Annotated in this window: 15 protein-coding genes; 11 read left to right on the top strand and 4 right to left on the bottom strand. The window is 69.4% G+C overall.

The annotated features are described in order from the left end of the window. The first annotated feature begins 197 nt into the window (after positions 1-197). The 5 genes from ABD810_RS02970 to ABD810_RS02950 all read left to right on the top strand — a co-directional run bounded on the left by ABD810_RS02970 (position 198) and on the right by ABD810_RS02950 (position 7,172). Positions 198-1,565, top strand: a complete 1,368-nt coding sequence (locus ABD810_RS02970) for a cytochrome ubiquinol oxidase subunit I (RefSeq protein WP_344933854.1) — start codon at positions 198-200, stop codon at positions 1,563-1,565. Between the two features lie 2 nt (positions 1,566-1,567). After that, positions 1,568-2,590: a cytochrome d ubiquinol oxidase subunit II gene (locus ABD810_RS02965; protein ID WP_344933852.1), complete on the top strand. Its 1,023-nt coding sequence runs from the start codon at positions 1,568-1,570 to the stop codon at positions 2,588-2,590. A 329-nt stretch (positions 2,591-2,919) separates the two neighbouring features. Continuing rightward, positions 2,920-4,722: an ABC transporter ATP-binding protein gene (locus tag ABD810_RS02960; protein ID WP_344933849.1), complete on the top strand. Its 1,803-nt coding sequence runs from the start codon at positions 2,920-2,922 to the stop codon at positions 4,720-4,722. Beyond that, positions 4,719-6,641 (top strand): ABC transporter ATP-binding protein, encoded by a 1,923-nt coding sequence (locus ABD810_RS02955; RefSeq protein WP_344933848.1) that lies wholly within the window; start codon positions 4,719-4,721, stop codon positions 6,639-6,641. Before ABD810_RS02960 ends, ABD810_RS02955 begins: the two co-directional genes overlap by 4 nt. 153 nt (positions 6,642-6,794) lie before the next feature. Continuing rightward, entirely contained in the window at positions 6,795-7,172 is a 378-nt protein-coding gene (locus ABD810_RS02950) for an STAS domain-containing protein (RefSeq protein ID WP_344933847.1), read from the top strand. A gap of 56 nt (positions 7,173-7,228) precedes the next feature. Here the strand turns inward: ABD810_RS02950 and ABD810_RS02945 are convergent, their stop codons facing one another. Next, entirely contained in the window at positions 7,229-7,855 is a 627-nt protein-coding gene (locus ABD810_RS02945) for a class I SAM-dependent methyltransferase (RefSeq protein ID WP_344933845.1), read from the bottom strand. A 1,509-nt stretch (positions 7,856-9,364) separates the two neighbouring features. Here ABD810_RS02945 and ABD810_RS02940 point away from each other — a divergent pair. From ABD810_RS02940 to ABD810_RS02920, 5 genes are all read left to right on the top strand, one after another. After that, positions 9,365-9,733: an MIP/aquaporin family protein gene (locus ABD810_RS02940; protein ID WP_344933843.1), complete on the top strand. Its 369-nt coding sequence runs from the start codon at positions 9,365-9,367 to the stop codon at positions 9,731-9,733. Between the two features lie 59 nt (positions 9,734-9,792). Beyond that, positions 9,793-10,209 carry an arsenate reductase ArsC gene (locus ABD810_RS02935; protein ID WP_344933841.1) on the top strand — a complete coding sequence of 139 codons (417 nt, stop codon included), beginning with the start codon at positions 9,793-9,795 and terminating at the stop codon, positions 10,207-10,209. Between the two features lie 166 nt (positions 10,210-10,375). Continuing rightward, positions 10,376-11,425: a LacI family DNA-binding transcriptional regulator gene (locus tag ABD810_RS02930; protein WP_344933839.1), complete on the top strand. Its 1,050-nt coding sequence runs from the start codon at positions 10,376-10,378 to the stop codon at positions 11,423-11,425. A 108-nt stretch (positions 11,426-11,533) separates the two neighbouring features. Then, complete coding sequence (locus ABD810_RS02925; protein ID WP_344933837.1) at positions 11,534-11,767, top strand: hypothetical protein; 234 nt, start codon at positions 11,534-11,536, stop codon at positions 11,765-11,767. 140 nt (positions 11,768-11,907) lie between these two features. Then, positions 11,908-13,263 (top strand): FAD/NAD(P)-binding protein, encoded by a 1,356-nt coding sequence (locus ABD810_RS02920; RefSeq protein ID WP_344933833.1) that lies wholly within the window; start codon positions 11,908-11,910, stop codon positions 13,261-13,263. Between the two features lie 94 nt (positions 13,264-13,357). On the opposite strand, the gene ABD810_RS02915 is transcribed toward ABD810_RS02920, so the two are convergent. The 3 genes from ABD810_RS02915 to ABD810_RS02905 all read right to left on the bottom strand — a co-directional run bounded on the left by ABD810_RS02915 (position 13,358) and on the right by ABD810_RS02905 (position 15,862). Next, on the bottom strand, positions 13,358-14,539 hold the full coding sequence (locus ABD810_RS02915; RefSeq protein ID WP_344933831.1) for a YeiH family protein: 1,182 nt from the start codon (positions 14,537-14,539) through the stop codon (positions 13,358-13,360). Then, entirely contained in the window at positions 14,539-14,694 is a 156-nt protein-coding gene (locus ABD810_RS02910; protein ID WP_344933828.1) for a hypothetical protein, read from the bottom strand. The genes ABD810_RS02915 and ABD810_RS02910 overlap by 1 nt, the downstream gene beginning before the upstream one ends. An 82-nt stretch (positions 14,695-14,776) precedes the next feature. Then, positions 14,777-15,862: a hypothetical protein gene (locus tag ABD810_RS02905; protein WP_344933825.1), complete on the bottom strand. Its 1,086-nt coding sequence runs from the start codon at positions 15,860-15,862 to the stop codon at positions 14,777-14,779. A gap of 403 nt (positions 15,863-16,265) precedes the next feature. Between ABD810_RS02905 and ABD810_RS02900 the strand changes: the two genes are divergently transcribed. Beyond that, entirely contained in the window at positions 16,266-17,168 is a 903-nt protein-coding gene (locus ABD810_RS02900) for a TauD/TfdA dioxygenase family protein (protein WP_344933823.1), read from the top strand. Positions 17,169-17,170 lie beyond the last annotated feature (2 nt).

Here is a 17,170-nt window from a genome sequence, read left to right as displayed (position 1 = left end):
GGTGTTTGCCCACCTTCCGGTGCAAGAGCCGCGCCTGAGGGGCATTCCTGCAGGCGAGGGTTTCCGGGCGTATACGAGGGGAAGGGCCGACCCCGTTGAACACGACGCAAGGCCATAACCCCTGAAAGTCATGGATGCGGCCGGTCCGCGGAAGGGATCGATACCGGCCGCGGCAGTTCCACAGTCATCGGGGGGGCATGATGATCGCTGAAATGCTGGTCGGCGCCGGTGACGCCGACCTGGGCGCCGCTCGTATGCAAATGGCGCTGTCTTTGGGTTGGCACATCGTGCTGGCGTGCCTGGGCGTGGGCATGCCGGCCATCACGCTGCTCGCCGAGTGGCGGGGCCATCGCGGCGGAGACGTCCATTACCGGCTGCTGGCCCGCAGATGGGCGAGGGCGATGGGTGTGCTGTTCGCCGTCGGTGCGGTGTCAGGGACGATCCTGTCGTTCGAGATGGGCCTGCTGTGGCCGGGACTGATGGGCGTCTACGGCCAGGTCATCGGCCTGCCGTTCGCCTTGGAGGGCATCGCCTTCTTCATCGAGGCCATCTTCCTCGGCATCTATCTGTACGCCTGGGACCGGCTGTCGCCGGTGGCCCACATGCTCACCGGCATCCCGATCGTGCTGGCCGGGGTGGCCAGCGCCTTCTTCGTCGTCACGGCCAATGCGTGGATGCAGCAGCCGACCGGTTTCCAGGTGTCGGGCGGCCGCGTGGTGGCGGTGGATCCGTGGGCGGCGATGTTCAACCCGGCGACGCCGCCGCAGACGGTGCACATGATCCTGGCCGCGTTCATGGTGGCCGGGTTCGGCATCGCGAGCGTCTACGCGGTCGCCATGCTGCGCGGGCGCCGCGACCGCTACCACCGCCTCGGCCTGCTGCTGCCGCTGACGGTCGCGGCCGTGATCACCCCGGTGCAGATCGGCGTGGGCGACTGGGCCGCCCACTTCGTCGCCGACAACCAGCCGGTCAAGCTCGCCGCCATGGAGGGGGTGTTCCACACCCAGCGCGGGGTTCCGCTGCACCTGGGCGGCATCGCCGTCGACGGGGAGATGCGCTACGCGCTGGAGATCCCGTACGGGCTGTCGCTGCTGGCCCACTGGAACCCCCACGCCGAGGTCATGGGGCTGGACCGTGTGCCATTCGCCGACCAGCCGCCGGTCAACGTGGTGCACTGGGCGTTCCAGATCATGGTCGGCCTCGGGTTCGCCCTGTTGGCGTTGTCGGCCTGGCTGGCGGTGGCCTGGATCCGGCGGCGCGACCTGCCGCGCTCGCCGTGGTTCCTGCGCGGGGCCGCGGCCTCCGGGGTGGCCGCCGTGCTGGCGCTGGAGGCCGGCTGGACCGTCACCGAGGTGGGACGCCAGCCGTGGATCGTTTACGGCGTGCTGCGCACCTCCGCGGCGGTCAACCCCGCGCCCGGCCTGGTATGGGGGTTCGTGCTGGTGACCCTGGTGTACGCGGTGCTGACCGTCGCCACCGTGTACGTCCTTCGCCGTCTGGCCCGCGACAGGCCGGTTCCCGTGGCCCCCCAGGATCCGGACGTCGATGATGAGAGAGTGGTGTGATCATGCCGCTGGCGGAGATAATGATCGCCGTCATGTGGGCCGGCCTTACCGCCTACGTCCTGTTCGCCGGCGCCGACTTCGGCGGCGGTGTCTGGGATCTCCTGGCCGGCGGCTCCCGCACCGGGCAGCACCGGCGGGCGCTGATCGAACACTCCATCGGGCCCGTGTGGGAGGCCAATCACGTCTGGCTGATCTTCGTGATAGTCCTGATGTGGACCGGCATCCCCGGAGTGTTCGCCGCCGTGGCGTCGACACTGTACATCCCGCTGACGCTGGCGGCGCTCGGCATCATCGCCCGCGGCGCTGCCTTCGCCTTCCGCAAGGTCTCCACCGAGCTGTGGCAACGTCGCCTGTTCGGCGCGGCCTTCGCGTTCTCCTCGGTTGCCACTCCGTTCTTCCTGGGCACGGTGGCCGGCGCGCTCGCTTCCGGGCGCGTCCCAGCGGGCATCGCCAAGGGCGACATCGTTTCCAGCTGGGTCAACCCCACCTCGGCGATGAGCGGTGCGCTGGCCGTCGGCACCGCGGCCTACCTCGCCGCGGCGTACCTGACCCGGGACGCCCAGCGGGCAGGCGAGGACGGCCTGGCCGAGGAGTTCCGGCACCGCGCCCTGGTGTGCGGCGCCGTCGTAGGGCTGATGTCGGCGGCCGGTCTCCTGGTGCTACGCGCCGACGCGCCGCGGCTGTTCGACGCGCTCACCGCGGGCCGGGCGCTGCCGTTGCTGGTGCTGTCGATCGCCGCGGGGCTGGTCTCGCTCGTGCTGCTGTGGCGCCGCGCCTACCGAGCCGTCCGCCTCACCGCCGCGCTGGCCGTGACCGGACTGCTGTGGGGATGGGGCGTCGGCCAGTACCCCCACCTGCTGCCCGGCGTCACCCTCGACGAGGCGGCCGCCACCGACAGCGTGCTGGCCGCCACCCTCGGCTCGCTGGCCGTGGGCGCCGTCCTGTTGCTGCCGTCCCTGTGGTGGTTGTACGCGACCTTCCAACGCGGCCACACCGAAGCCCGGGAAAGCCGTCCCTCGCGTTGACGCCCGTGCGATTCCAGGCCGGGCGGCGGGCTTCGACCGGACAACCTGCCGAGGAAGGGGACCACCACGGCGGCGAGTGACCGCGCGGCGGTGTGGCCATGTGGACCGCGTCCGCGCCGTGGGTATGCCGAATCGGGGCCATCTGCCGGTGCGTGGAGTATTCCGTGCGCCCGCAAAACCAGTTGATCGGGGAGCAACCGGCTTGGAACGTAAAGGCAACGTCTTCGGCCGTGGCTTCTCGCCTGTCCCCGTTTCGCGGGACCCCCAGCCCTCTCCGCCCCCGTCCATCGCGCCCATCAGCGCCGACCTCGTAAGGAGTGCCCTCTTTCATGGCTTCCGACGGAAACGACGGCGACCCTGCCCCTGACTTCCTGGAAAAGCCGCGCAGCGGGAGAGCCCGGTCGCTGCGGCGGCTCACGCCCTACCTCCGCCCGTACATCCTGCGCCTGGTCCTCATCTGGCTCGCCACCATGGCCGGCCTCGCCACCAGCATCGCGATCCCCCTGGTGGGCAAGGAGATCATCGACGGCCCGGTAAGCCACGGCCGCGACGACGCCCTCCTCCCCCTCGGACTGCTCGCGCTCGCCCTCGGCGCCACCGAGGCGTTCCTGATCTTCGTACGCCGATGGACGCAGACCAAGGCGGTGCTCGGGCTGGAGACGGCGATCCGCGACGATCTCTACCGGCACCTGCAGCGGCTGCCGATGAGCTTTCACGGCGACTGGCAGTCGGGCCAGCTGCTGTCCCGCGCGACGACCGACCTGTCCACCATCCGGCGGTTCTCGGGGTTCGGCCTGCTGTTCCTCGTCATGAACATCGTGCAGCTGGTCACTGTGACCGTGCTGCTGCTGCGGATGTACTGGCCGCTCGCCCTGCTCATCGTGGCAGCCGCGGTGCCCATCTTCGCCGTGTCGCTGCGGTTCGAGAAGCAGTACCGCCGGATCTCCCGCCAGATGCAGGACATGCAGGGCGACATCGCCACCTACGTCGAGGAGGCGGCACTCGGGATCCGTACGGTCAAGGCGTTCGGGCGCAGGCCGCATGTGTTCGCCGAGTTCGACGCCGCCGCACGCAAGGTCTACCTGGTCGCGATGGACAAGGTGCGGCTGGCGTCCCGCTTCTTCACCTTCTTGGAGTTGATCCCCAATGTCACCCTCGCCATGGTGCTCCTGCTCGGCGCGCTCGCCGTTGGTGCGGGAACGCTGACGCTCGGCACCCTGGTGGCCTTCATCACGCTGATGCTCCAGCTCGTGTGGCCGATCGCGTCGCTCGGCTACATCCTCGCGATGGCACAGGAGGCCATGACCTCCGCCGACCGGGTCATGGAGGTACTCGACACCGAGCCGGAGATCGTCGGCGGCACCGAGGTGATCGAGCATCCTCGCGGGCACCTGCGGTTCGAGGGCGTCGGCTTCCGGTTCCCCGGCGGCGACCGGCCGGTGCTGCGCGATGTCTGGCTGGAGGTGCGGCCGGGCGAGACCGTCGCGATCGTCGGGGCCACCGGCTCGGGCAAGACGACGCTGACCGCGCTGGTGCCGAGGCTGGCCGACGTCACCACAGGTCGGGTCACGATCGACGGGCGGGACATCCGCGACCTGACGCTGCCATCACTGCGCTCGATGGTCGCCACCGCCTTCGAGGAGCCGACGCTGTTCTCGATGAGTGTGCGGGAGAACCTCACACTCGGCCGGGGCGAGGCGACCGAGGAGGAACTACGCGACGCGCTCGAAACAGCCCAGGCCACCTTCGCCTACGACCTTCCGTGGGGGCTCGACACCCGGATCGGCGAGCAGGGCATGTCACTGTCGGGCGGACAGCGGCAGCGGCTCGCCCTGGCCCGCGCGGTACTCAGCAAGCCCAGGATCCTCGTGCTGGATGACACCCTTTCGGCCCTCGACGTCGAGACCGAGGCCCTGGTCGAGCAGGCGCTGCGCGGGGTGCTCGCCGACGCGACCGGCCTGGTCGTGGCGCATCGCGCGTCCACCGTGCTGCTCGCCGACAAGGTCGCGCTGCTCCGCGACGGCACCATCACACACCTTGGCCTGCACCAAGAGCTGCTGTCGCAGGTCCCCGAATACCGCGAACTCCTGGCGCAGGACGCCGACTTCGACCACGAGGAGGCGCTGCGATGAGTCACCCGGCCACTGACACGGAGGACGGCGCGCAAGCGAATGACGCTAACGACGGCGCGCAAGCGAATGACGCTAACGACGGCACGCAAGCGAGAGCGGCCGTCGAACCGGGACGCTGGCGTGGCGTCGCCGCCGAAAAGCAGGACGAACTGCCGGACAAGGTGTCGGTGCTGCTGCGGGCGCGGTCCCGGCGGCTGCTCGGCGACCTGCTGCGCCCCCACCGGCGGGCCATCGCCCTGCTGATCTCGGTCATCGTGGTCTCGAACGCCGCCGGTCTCGCGATCCCGTACCTGGTGAAGGTCGCCATCGACTCCGGCATCCCGCCGATGCTGCGGCACGAGGGCACGAAGACGCTGCTCGTGTCCGTCGCGGCGATCCTGGCCGCAGCGCTGACCCAGGCGTTCACCCGTCAGGTGTTCCTCCAGATATCCGGGCGGATCGGGCAGCAGATCCTGCTGGAGCTGCGCCGCCGCGTCTTCGACCACTTCCAGCGGTTGTCGCTGGCGTTCCACGAGCGGTACACCTCGGGGCGGGTCATCGCCCGGCTCACCTCTGACATCGACGCGATCGCCGAGATGCTGCAGTCGGGCTTCGACAGCATCGTCACCGCCGTCCTCACCATGTTCGGCACCGCGGTCCTGCTCCTCGTGCTCGACCTGCCGCTCGGCGCGGTCGCGCTGGTGCCGCTGCCGATCCTGCTGCTGTTCACCCGGTGGTTCCGGCGTGAGTCGAGCATCGTCTACCGCCGGACCCGCGAGGCGGTCGCGCTGGTCATCGTCCATTTCGTGGAGTCGATGACCGGGATCAGGGCGGTCCAGGCGTTCCGCAGGGAGCCGCGCAACCAGGAGATCTTCCAGGAGCTCAACACCGGCTACCGTGACGCCAGCGCGCGCAGCATGCACCTCGTCGCGGTCTTCATGCCGGGCATCAAGCTGATCGGCAACCTCACGGTCGCGGCCGTCCTGCTGTACGGCGGCTGGCTCGCGCTCCACCACGCGGTCACGGTGGGGGTGCTCGCCGCGTTCCTGCTGTACCTGCGGCAGTTCTACGAGCCGATGCAGGAGATCTCCCAGTTCTACAACACGCTCCAGTCGGCCGGCGCGGCGCTCTCGAACCTCTCCGGCGTGCTGGAGGAGCGGCCCGAGGTGGCCGAGCCCGACCATCCGACGCCGCTTCCGCGTCCCCGCGGGGCGGTGCGGTTCGAGGGGGCCGAGTTCTCCTACATCGACGGCGTGCCGGTCCTGCCCCGGCTGGATCTGGACATACCCCCCGGGCAGATCGTCGCACTGGTCGGCGCGACCGGCGCGGGCAAGACGACGGTGGCGAAACTGATGGCGCGCTTCTACGACCCGACGGCAGGCCGCGTCCTGCTCGACGGCATCGACCTGCGCGACCTCGACGAGGCCACGCTGCGCCGGGCCGTGGTGACGGTGACGCAGGAGAACTTCCTGTTCACCGGCACTGTGGCGGACAACATCAGGTTCGGCCGCCCAGACGCCACCCCGGACCAGATCGAGGAGGCGGCCCGAGCGATCGGCGCCCACGAGTTCATCGCGGCGCTGCCGGACGGGTACCAGACCCAGGTCGGCAAGCGCGGTGGTCGCATGTCGGCCGGGCAACGGCAGCTCGTGGCGTTCGCGCGGGTCTTCCTCGCCGACCCGGCCCTGGTGATCCTCGACGAGGCCACTTCCAGCCTTGACGTCCCCAGCGAGCGACTCGTCCAGCGCGCCCTGCGCACCGTCCTCACCGGCCGCACCGCCCTGATCATCGCCCACCGCCTGTCCACCGTCGAGATCGCCGAACGGGTGCTCGTCATGGACGCCGGCCGCGTCGTGGAGGACGGCCCCCCTGACCGCCTCATCACCGAAGCCGGCCAATTCGCCGACCTGCACCGCGCCTGGCTCGACAGCCTGTCATAAGGGATAGGAGCGCCGACTGTCATAAGGGAAAGGAGCACCGGCCGGGTCCGCTTTCCTGCCACACTCGGCCAGGCCTCCCGAGGAGGGGTACATTGGGGGCCTGGTCCAGAGACGCGGCCGCGGTTCGATACTGCCAAGCGGAGGCTGCGTTCGGTGACCGGTGTATCGCTGATCGAGTTGCAACACGCCGACACCGGCTGGGTGATCCTCGCGGTATCCGGGGAAATCGACGTCGCCACCAGCGGGCGGTTGGCCTACCACCTGGAAAGACTGCTGGAACGCAGCGGCCACGGCGTGGTGGTGAATCTGAGCCATACTCGTTTCTGTGACTGCACCGGCCTGCGCGCCCTGATCCGCTCCCACGAGCACGCTTACGAGCTCGGAGCCCAATTACGCTTGGTGCTCCCCACCCCAGGCGGCGCGGTAGCCCGCCTGCTGTTCCTCCTCGGCATCGCCGACCTGATCCCCACCTACACCTCTCTGCAACAGGCGCTGAGCGATCCCGCCGCAGCACCGTCTCCCAGCGCATGACGGTTCCGGGAACGTCGGCGTGACCCTCAGCGTCCTTGACGTACACCTGGGGGCTCTTAGGTTTTGCGGGCGGTCAGGCGTTCGATCATGCCGAGTTTGAAACGGTCGTGCCGTTCCACGGCCAGCCCCATGGCGCGGACCAGCGGCAGCGGGCGACGGCGGAAGTGCTCACCCTGCAACGGAACGCTCACCAGGTCGGCCGCCGCCTGCAGCACCCGGATCGGCCAGGAGGACGAGGCGACGTGGTCGGCCAGTAGCAGCAGGCCGCCCGGCCGCAGCACGCGGTGCATTTCGGTGAGCGCGCGAGACTCGTCGGGGATCGCGCACAGCGAGAACGTGCAGACCACCGTGTCGAAGCTCGCGTCGGGGAAGGGCAGGGCCTGCGCGTCGGCCTGCCGTAAGTCGGCCGGCACGCCGAGCACCTTGGCGCGGCGCCTGGCCACCGCGAGCATCGCCTCGCTCCACTCCACGCCGGTCAGCCGCACACCGTCCGGGTAGTGCTGGAGGTTCAGGCCGGTGCCGATCGCGACTTCCAGCACCTCACCGGAAGCCTGCCGGCAGAGCCACTCGCGGGTGTCGCCGAAGAAACGTCGCTCCGCGAACGCCATCTGCCGGTCGTAGGTCACGGCCTGACGGTCCCAGTACGTGCGTAACCTCAGTTCCCGTCCATCGGCGTCGGCCATCGCGTCTCCAGCCCTTCTCGGTGCCCCGACCCTACCTACCTCGATCACCACCCGCGCGCCTACAGCGCTGGACGGGCCGACGCGGGCGGGCTTCCTTAGGTGGGGGTCGGTGCTCTGGGGCCTGGGGTGGGTGGCATCGGGGCATGGTTGGAGTGGTGATCAAACAACGAGAGGCCCTCCCGGCACCCATTGATCGGGGTACCCGGGTGTCGCCCACCCGGGTCAAGGACCATCGACGACCAGGCACGCCGGGGTCACCGGCGAACGGGGGAGGCCAGGCACGCCGGGGTCACCGGCGAACGGGGGAGGCCAGGCACGCCGGGGTCACCGGCGAACGGGGTCGCCGGTGAAGAGGCAAGCCGGGTCGCCGGTGAAAGAGGCAAGCCGGGGTCGCCGGTGGATGAGGCAGGCTGTGGACCTTCCTGGACGAGGGCGACTCTGGCGGGCTTCCTTAGGCGAGGGTCGATGCTTTGGCGCCCGGGTAGATGCAGGGTCTGGGTGTTTGATCAAATTAAGGAGAGGCCCTCCCGGCACCCATTTGATCGGGGTACCCGGGTGTCGCCCACCCAGGTTGGGATCAATCGCAGTCCCTGTCCGTGAGGGTGCGAGTTCCTCGGTCCCAAAGGCGCAGTCCTTGTCCGTGGCGGCGCAGGACTCCCCGGTTCCAAAGACGCAGTGTTGTCCGTGCCGACGCAGGACCCCCCTCCCGAAGACGCAGTCCTTGTTCATGACAGCGCAGGACTCCCCGGCTCCAGACACGCAGTGTTATCCGTAACAGCGCAGGACCCCCGGCTCCAAAGACGCAGTGTTATCCGTGCCGACGCGGAACTACCCCGTCCCAACGACGCAGTCCTTATCCGTAACAGCGCAGGACCCCCGGCTCCAGAGACGCAGTGTTGTCCGTGCCGACGCAGGACCCCGCGTCCCAAAGGCGCCATCCTTGTCCATGACCGCACGGACTCCTCCGTCCGTAAAGGCCGGGCCCCCTGCTCGGGAGCCCCCCACTCCCGCCTCTCGGTCGACCCCCCACCCGGGTGGGCATCAACCGGGTGCCCCAATCAAACGGGTGACGGGAGGGCGTCCACCAATCGATCAACCACGTCCATGACGGCGTCGGACTCCTCCATCCAGAGAATGCTGTCCCTGTCCGTGACGGCGCAGGACTCCTTCGTCCGTGAAGCCCGGCTTCCCCCTTGCTCCGGGAACCCCCTACTCCCGCCTCCCGATGGGCCCCCCACCCGGGTGGGCATCAACCGGGTACCCCAATCAAACGGGTGTGCCGGGAGGGCCAAAACAGGTTGACCAAACGCTCAGAGCTCTGACCGTCGGCCTGACCCGATCACGTCGTCGGACAGACCCACCCGCCAGGGACGCCGGACACCTGAGGTTCACCTCCAGGCCACCTCATCGGTATCGGAATACGCCTATATTGACGGCTGCCGACTTAGACATACTTCGATAAGGGCAGGTCATGAAAGTCTGGACGCGCATCCTCACCAGAGTGGTGGAGTGATCGCGCTCCCTCGGTGCGCGCCGGCCGAGTTCGTCGGCACCGCCCCGCTGGTGACCGTGGTCGTCGGTTCCGGGATCATGGCGCAGACGCTGTCACCGCACGATGTGGGCCTGCACCTGCCGCAGAACTCCATTGCCACCGTGGTCGGCCTCGGCGTCTTGATCGTCATACTCGGGCCGGTCCCCGCCGTGACCGTCGGCCGCGCGTTCTCCGACACCTTCGCCGGCATCGCGCCCGCCTCGGTGCCCGGCTTCGTCGTCGCCCAGCCGGCCGGCGGAGCGATCGGCCTCGTACTGGTGCATGGCCTGTTCGGCCTTACCGCCCGCTCGGCTGATCAGCTCACCGAAGCCGCCGAACACCTATGACGCGATGACGTATGACGCGATGACGTGCCCGTCGACCAGGAAAGGACCAAGTGACGGCAATGAGTCACAAGCCGAGCGTTCTCTTCGTCTGCGTGCACAACGCCGGACGCTCCCAGATGGCCGCCGGCTGGCTCGCTCACCTGGCAGGTGGCCGCATCGAGGTCCGCTCCGCGGGCTCCGTCCCGGCCGGGCAGATCAACACGGTGGCCGTTGAGGCGATGGCCGAGGTCGGCGTCGACCTCGCGGGAGAGCAGCCGAAGGTGTTGACCACCGAGGCGGTGCAGGCCTCCGACGTTGTGATCACGATGGGCTGTGGGGACGCCTGTCCGATCTTCCCTGGCAAACGGTATGAGGACTGGCGGGTGGAGGACCCCGCGGGTCTGGGCATCGAGGCCGTACGCCCGATCCGCGACGAGATTCGGGGCCGCATCGAGAAACTGATCGCCGAGCTTGACCAGACGGCCTCCACGTCGTGAAACGCGACCGTGCCGCCCACGAATCGAGGGACGGCGGTCGCGGAGCCGTCACACGTGCGCGGGCTGGGCCAGCGGGGTGAAGAGCTTGCCGAGCCGGGCGCCGGCGGATGCCGCGGGCGGTACGACGATCACCGGAATGCGGGGTCATGGCGGTTAAGCTGCTGCCATGACCGCTTCGCGGGAATCTGCTTCACACACGGCCGAACACCCCTCGCCCCTGACCATCGCGCAGATCGCCGCGCTGGCCGAGGTATCGATCTCGACGGTGTCCAAGGTCGTCAGTGGCAAGTCCGAAGTCTCTCCGGGCACCCGCGCGAACGTCGAAAAGATCATCGAGGAGCACGGCTACCGGCGCCAGAGAAAGCCGGCGGGCCGGACCTCGATGGTCGAACTCGTTTTCCACGAGCTGGAACCCGCGTCGGGCTACGCCATGGAGATCATCAATGGTGTGGAGTCGGTGGCGCGAGAGCACCAGCTTTCCCTGGTGCTCTCCCAACTACAGGGCCGGCAGATCGCGGATCCCGGATGGTTCGAAGGCGTCGTCCGCCGCCGGCCATCTGGGTTGATCGCCGTGTTCTCCGGCTTCACCGGCGAGCAGCGGGAGCGGTTGCGCACCCGTAACATCCCCTTGGTCCTGGTGGACCCGACCGGCGAGCCGGGTCACGAGGTGCCTTCTGTGGGTGCCGGCAACTGGAGCGGCGGACTCACGGCGACGCGTCACCTGCTCGGACTGGGACATCGGCGCATCGCCATCATCACCGGGCCTCCGCATCTGCTCTCGGCGAGAGCACGGCTCGACGGATACCGCGCGGCGATGGACCAGGCGGGTGTGCCGGTGGATCCATCGATGGTGTGCGAGGCCGAGTTCCTTCTCGAGGACGGCATCGAGCACACCCTGTCGCTACTGGCCCGCCCGGAGCCCCCGACCGCGATCTTCGCGTCCAACGACGGACAGGCCATGGGCGTCTACCAGGCCGTGGCCAGGATGGGCCTGCGGGTTCCCGACGACGTCAGCGTGGTCGGCTTCGACGATCTGACGCCGGCGCAGTGGGTGACCCCTCCGCTGACCACCATCCGCCAGCCGCTCCGCGAGATGGGCATGGCCGCCGCATCCATGGTGGTCACGCTGACCCGCGGGGAGCCCCTGCCGCACAGCCGCCTCATCCTGACCACCGATCTCATCGTCCGCGGAAGCACGGCGGCTCCCGCCCGGTGAGCTCGGCGCCCATCCTGGCCGCGGAGAGCCGCCGTGACCCGCCACATCAGCCAGGGCGAGATGCCTCCACGGGGTCGGTTCAGGGGATCCGCACCGGCAGGGACCTGCGTGGACCTCGTGCCGGCCGTGCTCGTGCCGGCCGCGCTCGTGCCGGTCGTGCTCGTGCCGGTCGTGCTCGTGCCGGTCGTGCTCGTGCCGGTCGCGTTCACTCCAGTTGTCAGCGCGGCGACCGCGACCAGCGCGGCGTACGGGCGGACGAAGGATGACAAAGCCAAAGACGATCGGTCCACCTTCACACCTCCTACCGGCCTGAGACGACGGAAGATGCCTCGGCGACGGTAACCGGAAGGTCAGGAGTCCATCACCACGCCGTCCGGCGGCCAGACCGGCCGCCGTATCCGGGAGCCGTGCACAACGGCCGTCAGAGTGTGGAGTTCACATGACCTACTTTCCCTATAGGAATAGAGGGTTATGCTGGTCACGTGGCAGATTCTCCATCGGTCATCGTGGTAGGTGGCGGCGCGAGCGGCACCTTGGCGGCGGTCCATCTCCTCCGCGAGGCGCGGGCACGCGCCATCCCGCTGGAAATCGTACTGATCGACCAGCACGGACGGCACGCGACGGGACAGGCGTACTCGACCACCGATCCATGCCATCTCCTGAACGCCTGTGCCGCCAAGATGAGCGCGCTCGACGACGATCCCGGCCATCTGCTGCGGTGGGCCCACGACAACGGCCTGGCCGTCGACGGTTCCGACTACCTGCCGAGAGAGGCGTACGGGCGCTACCTGCGCGACACGCTGGCCGAAGCCGAAGATCGACCTGCCCGCGTGCTGCGGAAGGTGACAGGTACGGCGAGCGCCCTGAGCCGGGATCCAGGTCCGCGGGTCCATCTTTCCGACCGCAGGCAGGTCGACGCCGACGCCGTCGTCCTGGCTCTCGGCAACGGCCCGCCGGCCACCTGGTCGCGGATCGCCGATATCGAGAGCCCCCGTCACATCGCCGATCCATGGGCGCCGAACGCGCTGACCCGGATCCGCGACGGCGCTCCGGTGCTCGTGCTGGGCACGGGCCTGACCATGGTGGACGTCGCGATCACCGTGACCCGCGCACATCCGGACACGGTCGTGTACGCGGTGTCACGGCACGCCCTGCTGCCGCAGCCACAGCCGCAGCCCGTGCCGCCTGCGGTCCCGGTGTCGATCCCGGATGGGCCGCTGGGGCTGGGCGACCTCTTGCGAGCCGTGCGATCCGCCGTGAAGGACAACGAGGGCGACTGGCCCGGCGTGGTGGACGGCCTGCGACCGCAGGTCCAGCGGCTGTGGGCCCGCCTCTCTCCAGCCGAGCAGCAGCGGTTCCTGAGCCTGGCCGCGCGCTACTGGGAGGTCCACCGGCACCGGATCCCTCCTGCGACGGCCGCTCGCGTCGCCGGCCTGCGGGCCGCGGGCCGCCTGCGCGTGCTCCGCGGCCAGGTCGTCAGGGCCGCCATCGGGCCCGCCGGGCTGCGTGTCCACGTGGCCGCCGATGACACCGGTCAGGATCTCGATGTCGGCTGGCTGGTCAACGCCACCGGGCCCGGGTCTCGCATCGACGCCGACCCGCTCGTGACGGGTCTGGTCGCGGGGGGCCTGGCCCGGCCGGATCGACTACGGCTCGGGCTGGAGGCCGACCCTTATGGCGCGGTGCTGGACGCGACGGGGAGACCGCAGTCCCGGATCTACACGCTGGGCCCCCCGCTTCGCGGCAGCCTGTACGAGACGACCGCGATCCCGGAGATCCGCGCCCAGGCGGCGGCACTCGCACCGCGCCTCATCGAGGCCGCCGCCTGGCGTGGCTGACGCGTTCGTGCCGCGTTGGTGCCGCGTTCGTGCCGCGTTCGTGCCGCGTTCGTGCCGCGTTCGTGCCGCGTTCGCCGTGGTGCCCCTCCGTCCGCTACGTGACGGAGAACCCGCTGAACAGCAGGGCCGCCAGCCCCAGGGCGAGGACGAGGTTGACCGCCGTCGCGGCGGCGAAGACGCCGACCGGCCGCCAGCCCGCCTCCTTCAGCGAGGCCACGCGGAACTCCAGGCCGATGCTGACGAAGGCCAGGATCAGGAACCAGACGCGCAGGTCGTTGGCCACGCCGATGGTCGCCTTGCCGGTGGCCGCGCTCACCGTGGTGAGCCACCAGGTGGCGATCACCGACGCGGCGACGAACCCGAGCACGAACTTGGGGAAGCGGTTCCACAGGTCGCCGAGGCCGGGACGGCGGGCGTCCGGGCGGCGCTCGACCTTGAAGGCGAAGTACGCGGTCAGCGCGATGGCCACCACGCCCATGAGGGCGTTCTGGGTGACCTTCACGATGGTGGCCACCTGGAGGGCCTCCTCACCGACGACGGCCCCGGCCGCCGTTACCGCCGCCGTGGTGTCGATGTTGCCGCCGATCCAGGCCCCGGCCACCTCCGGGCTGAGCCGGAGCACCGTGGCGAGCCATGGCAGGACGAAGATCGATGGAAGCGCGAAGGCGATCACCAGGCTGGCGCTGTAGGCGAGTTGTTCCCGCTTCGCCTGTACGGCTCCGGCCGCGGCGATGGCCGCGCTCACCCCGCAGATCGACACCGCCGCCGACAGCAGCGCGCGTAGCTTGTCGTCCAGGCCGAGCCTGCCACCCAGCCACCAGGTGAACAGGAACACCGCGCTGATCAGCACGATGGCCTGGATGATGGCCGGCCCCGCCGCCGTGACGATCACCTTGAGGTTGATCGAGGCGCCCAGCAGGACCAGGCCGGTCTTGATGAAGAACTCCGTACGGAACCCCCCGGAGAGGCGGTCGCGAAGCCCGGTCGCGGTGACGATGGCGTTGCCCAGCAGGCCCAGCACGATCGCGTACACCGGGTACTCGATCGCGGCGCCGAGGTCCTCCAGAGCGGTGCCCTCCAGCAGGTCCGGCACGTTCTTGTCCAGCACGCGGGTGACCGCGGCCAGCGCGAGCACCAACACCAGTCCCGCCAGTGCCCACGGCCACGTCGCGTCCGGCGGCCGGCCGGTGACGGTGTCCGTGGTCGTGGCTCCGTGCGTGGGTTCGGGTGGGACTCCCCCCGTGGGCGCGGTGACGCCCGTTTCCTCGCCGGCCATCACGGCACCAGCCCTACGGGGATCACACCGGTGATCACCAGCACGAGCAGCGCGAGCCCGATGATCGTGGCCGCCCAGTCCTCGTTGATCGCCCATGTCCGGCCGCCGGGCTGCGCGGGTGGCTCCTCGCGGCGGACCGCTTCGGTCTCGCTCATCTCCGACCTCTCACGTGTGGTCTGACAGTGACCCCGAGGCATTCCATAGTAAACTCGTCGGAATTAGGGGTAAAGCACTCGCTCATGCGGCGGCGCGAATGCGCGCACCCGCCGCCTCCGCGTGCACGGACACGGGCACGCCGCCGGCGTGCTCGAAGAGTCCGGCGCCGCGGCGCCCGCTCGGCGTGGGCCATCGCGCCTCGACCAGCGTCCGCGCCTCGACCACCCCGGGTACGGTCGGGCCGCTCGCCCGCCACCTGCCGGTTCTCTCGTCCGGCTGGACCTGGAGGTTCGCCCCGAGGAAGGTGACCACGCCCGCTCTCGCCAGCGCCCGCAACTCCGCTATGCGCGGCGCCGGCGGACCACCGGCGACCAGATCGAAGAAGTCCCGGAATCCGGCCTCGGGCGCCAGTACCGATTGGACGGCGAGCAACCCGTGGATCATGGCCAGATCGGCGCTGTGCGCCGGATCGGCACGCCGCTCCAGGTCGGCGGCCAGGTAGCCGTGCATCCACCGCTGCAGCCCGGCCAGATCCCCGAACCGGATCCCGTGCAACGGACGATCCAGGCGGTCGAGGTTCAACCGGTCGGCATAGCGTGGCACGGCCTTCCTGATCAGTGCGCGCACCGCCGTGCCACCCCACTCCTGCACGGCGAACGCGGCTTCGAACTCCGCCCAGGGAAGGCGGGTCCGTGACGGGTGGGCGGTGAACAACTCGTGGTAGTAGGCGTAGGCCAGTTCCCTGGCGACCACCGGCCACAGGTCCCGCCGGAAGTCGCACGGCCCTTCGGGAAGGGTCCGCGCGGTGAGGAATCGCGGCACCGGAGGCGGCGCTCCCCCGAGGGTGTACCCGGTCATGGCGTGGTGCGGCACACCCCTGCGTGATCCCACGTAGAACAGCGGCTCTCCACCGCTCGGCAGGTAGACCTGTTCTCCCTGGCGATCCGGAATGAACCGGCCGCCGCGACCCGAGGTGAGCGGCGCCAGCAGGTCGACGAAGGCCGATCCCATCTCACGGACGATCAGCGGCTCCCGCTCGGGCACCCGTTCCAGCGGAAGGTCCGCCGCATAGCCGGTGGGGAGGTACACCGCCCTGTGACGGCCGGCGAACTCGGCGAACGACCGCTCCTCGGCGGTATGCGGGACGGCCTTCGCGGTCGCTCTCATGTCAGGGCTCTTTCCGGAAGGACTTCCGCCGGGAACGCCTGCGAGCAAGGGCCGGTGCCGCCCATACCGATGAGCTCGACGGACATCGCTCAGCCTCTCGTGTCGGGTATGGCGCATGACTCTCGCTTTACCTATCAAAAAGGTAGGTAATACATAGATTGCTGTCAACTCCGGGTCATGCCACCAGGGAGAGCGCGCCGCACGATCCCACGAGCACGCCGATTCGGATTAACCCCTATTCCCTACCAATTGTGTTGACTTTCTTCTGGCCACCGACCTACGTTGGCAGCGTGACCCCCACGACTCTGACCATCCGAGGTCACGTGGACTTCTGCCGCGTGGCCAGCGCACTGTGTCCCTCCTTCCGAAAACCGACCCATCTCCCTTCGGAAGGACGAACCCAATGTCAACCCTGCACATCACCCCCGTAGCGGGCCGCATAGGCGCCGAGATCACCGGCGTGCGGCTCGGCGGAGGCCTGTCCGCCGACGTCATCGCCGACCTCCGCAGCGCCCTGCTCCGCCACAAGGTGGTCTTCTTCCGCGGCCAGGAGCACCTCGACGAGCAGAGCCAGGTGGCCTTCGCCCGGTCGCTCGGCGAGCCGACCGCCGCGCATCCCACCGTTCCGGCTCTCTATGACAACGCGCACATCCTCGACCTGGACTACCGAAACGGCCAGAAGGTCGACCGGTGGCACACCGACGTCACCTTCGTCGATCGGCCGCCACTGGCGTCCGTCCTGCGCGCCGTGACCGTCCCGTTGGCGGGAGGCGACACCTTGTGGGCCAACACTGTGGCCGCCTACGAGTACCTTCCCGCCGAGCTTCGCGAGCTGCTCGACCGGTTGCGTGCCGTACACACCAACCAGTACGACTACACGCGCGTGGCCTCCTCGGACGACCCCGAGCGGGCCCGCGAGTACGCCGAGATCTTCGCCTCCACGGTGTTCGAGACCGAACATCCGGTGGTGCGCGTGCATCCCGAGACCGGTGAACGGTCGATCCTGCTGGGCGACTTCGCCAAGCGCCTGGTGGGGCTGTCCGCACAGACCTCCGCCTCGATCATCCGTCTGGTTCAGGACCAGGTCACACAGGTGGAGAACACCGTCCGCTGGCGTTGGGCCCCGGGCGATGTGGCCATCTGGGACAACCGCGCCACCCAGCATCGCGTGGTGCACGACTTCGGTGACCAGCCGCGTCGCCTGCACCGGGTGACCATCGCCGGGGACGTCCCCGTCGGCGTCGACGGCCGGCCCAGCACCGTGCTGGCCGGCGACGCCTCGGAGTACTCACCCGTCGCGGCCTGACG

The sequence above is a fragment of the Sphaerisporangium flaviroseum genome (assembly GCF_039537005.1).
GTDB classification, from domain to species: domain Bacteria; phylum Actinomycetota; class Actinomycetes; order Streptosporangiales; family Streptosporangiaceae; genus Sphaerisporangium; species Sphaerisporangium flaviroseum.
Note: the sequence above shows the minus strand (reverse complement) of the source record. Positions and strands in the feature narration are given on the sequence as shown.

Excerpts from the sequence above, each read along its gene's own strand:
- ABD810_RS02915 (WP_344933831.1), bottom strand. The coding sequence starts at position 14,539 with ATGGCCGGCGAGGAAACGGGCGTCACCGCGCCCACGGGGGGAGTCCCA.
- ABD810_RS02900 (WP_344933823.1), top strand. The coding sequence starts at position 16,266 with ATGTCAACCCTGCACATCACCCCCGTAGCGGGCCGCATAGGCGCCGAG.
- ABD810_RS02905 (WP_344933825.1), bottom strand. The coding sequence starts at position 15,862 with ATGAGAGCGACCGCGAAGGCCGTCCCGCATACCGCCGAGGAGCGGTCG.
- ABD810_RS02910 (WP_344933828.1), bottom strand. The coding sequence starts at position 14,694 with ATGAGCGAGACCGAAGCGGTCCGCCGCGAGGAGCCACCCGCGCAGCCC.
- ABD810_RS02965 (WP_344933852.1), top strand. The coding sequence starts at position 1,568 with ATGCCGCTGGCGGAGATAATGATCGCCGTCATGTGGGCCGGCCTTACC.
- ABD810_RS02930 (WP_344933839.1), top strand. The coding sequence starts at position 10,376 with ATGACCGCTTCGCGGGAATCTGCTTCACACACGGCCGAACACCCCTCG.
- ABD810_RS02960 (WP_344933849.1), top strand. The coding sequence starts at position 2,920 with ATGGCTTCCGACGGAAACGACGGCGACCCTGCCCCTGACTTCCTGGAA.
- ABD810_RS02955 (WP_344933848.1), top strand. The coding sequence starts at position 4,719 with ATGAGTCACCCGGCCACTGACACGGAGGACGGCGCGCAAGCGAATGAC.
- ABD810_RS02945 (WP_344933845.1), bottom strand. The coding sequence starts at position 7,855 with ATGGCCGACGCCGATGGACGGGAACTGAGGTTACGCACGTACTGGGAC.
- ABD810_RS02935 (WP_344933841.1), top strand. The coding sequence starts at position 9,793 with ATGAGTCACAAGCCGAGCGTTCTCTTCGTCTGCGTGCACAACGCCGGA.
- ABD810_RS02970 (WP_344933854.1), top strand. The coding sequence starts at position 198 with ATGATGATCGCTGAAATGCTGGTCGGCGCCGGTGACGCCGACCTGGGC.